At 30.9% G+C, this 1,830-nt stretch carries 2 protein-coding genes; both read left to right on the top strand.

From position 1 onward, the window contains the following. Nucleotides 1-239 precede the first annotated feature (239 nt). Complete coding sequence (gene efp, locus RR554_RS08745; protein ID WP_332462963.1) at nt 240-800, top strand: elongation factor P; 561 nt, start codon at nt 240-242, stop codon at nt 798-800. Nucleotides 801-1,005: 205 nt separating this feature from the next. Next, a partial coding sequence (gene cdaA, locus RR554_RS08740; protein ID WP_332467843.1) for a diadenylate cyclase CdaA occupies nt 1,006-1,830 on the top strand: 825 nt, incomplete at its 3' end.

The raw sequence follows: 1,830 nt of genomic DNA, 5'->3' as shown, positions 1-1,830 counted from the left end.
GGTTTTCAATTAAAAAATCAAAATGAAGAAATAGTTGAAGAAAGCTCGACTATTCTGAGCGGTGATTCAGAGACTGAGAAAAAACACGTATTTTTGATAAAAACGGTAAAGAGATAATGAGTTTTCCGAATAATTCATCTAATGTTGAGGAATAAATTATAAGTCTTTTAGAATTAATTATTGCTAGTCGAACATTTTATGTTAAAATGACTATAGTTCAATATAAAGGGGATATAAATATGATTTCAGTTTCAGATTTAAGAAGTGGTATGACATTTGAAAAAGATGGAAAATTAATTAAGGTATTAGAATCAAGTCATCATAAACCTGGAAAAGGTAATACTGTTATGCGTTTGAAATTAAGAGACGTGAGAACAGGCTCTACAACAGATACAACAATGCGACCAGATGAAAAAGTTAAGAAAGCTCATATTGATAGTAAATCTGTTCAATTCTTATACATTCAAGATGATATGGCTATTTTTATGGATCTTGAAACGTATGAACAATATGAAATTCCTGTTTCAATTATTGAAGAAGAATTAAACTACTTATTAGACAATATGGAAGTAACTATTCAATTTTACGTAGACGAAGTTGTAGGTGTTAGTTTACCAACGACAGTTGTTTTAGAAGTATCTGAAACACAACCTTCAATTAAAGGTGCAACTGTTTCAGGTTCTGGTAAACCTGCTACAATGGAAACTGGTCTAGTTGTTAACGTTCCAGATTTCATCGAAGTAGGAGAAAAATTAGAAGTTAATACGCAAGATGGTTCTTATGTTAAACGTGCAAAATAGTTAGAAAAAACTGTTTATTTGCACTAAGTTGTATACTTAATAATGGTAAAAGTTAACTCTGGTTTCTTTAAACAAGAGTTAACTTTTTTACGTTCATTAAGTTTTTCTGAATTTTATGAGAATATTTCTGAAAAGAGACAAAAAATAATAGACATTATGCTATACTTGAAAAGTGTAAAGACTATATGAGAGGGGGAGGGACAAGATGGGATTTAACCTCGTTGACTTGTTCAAACCCAGTACGTGGCAATATTTTTTGAGCAATTATTTTTCTACGAATATTATTATTAATATCATCGACATTTTGGTTGTATGGTTTGTTATTTATAAGTTAATTATGTTACTAAATGGGACAAAGGCAATTCAGGTGTTTAAAGGAATCGCAATTATTATTATTGTGAGAATTGTGAGTGACTTTTTAGGACTTTCAACAGTTTCTTGGCTAATGAGTCAAGTAATAACGTATGGGGCAATTGCAGCTATTGTTATTTTTCAACCAGAAGTTAGACGAGGCCTTGAGCATTTAGGCCGAGGATCAATTTTAAAAAGCATTAAAAAGCAAACAGATCATAAAAATAATTTAATTATACAATTAGATGAAGCCATTCAATACATGTCGAAACGAAAAATTGGTGCATTGATTTGTATTGAAAATAGTGACAGTTTAGTGGACTATGTGGAAACGGGTATTTCTTTAGACTCTGATATTTCAAGTCAGTTATTAATTAACATTTTTATTCCTAATACGCCGCTTCATGATGGCGCTGTGATTATTCAAGATAACAAAATAGCATCAGCTTGTTCATATTTGCCATTATCTGAGAGTTCATTAATTCCTAAAGAATATGGAACCAGGCATAGGGCAGCTATTGGGTTAAGTGAAGTCAGTGACGCATTGACTATTATCGTTTCTGAGGAAACTGGTGATGTAAGTATCACACATAGCAACAAATTTATGCCTCACTTAGAGCAAGATGAATATATTGATATTCTAAACAAAGAGTTAATTCAAAAAATTGAAGACAATAAA

The sequence above is a fragment of the Vagococcus sp. genome (assembly GCF_036639995.1).
GTDB lineage: Bacteria > Bacillota > Bacilli > Lactobacillales > Vagococcaceae > Vagococcus.
The sequence above is the reverse complement of the archived record's forward strand: the minus strand, read 5'-3'. Positions and strand labels throughout refer to the sequence as shown.

Bases quoted from the DNA above. Each gene is read 5' to 3' on its own strand.
- efp (WP_332462963.1), top strand. From the start codon at position 240: ATGATTTCAGTTTCAGATTTAAGAAGTGGTATGACATTTGAAAAAGAT.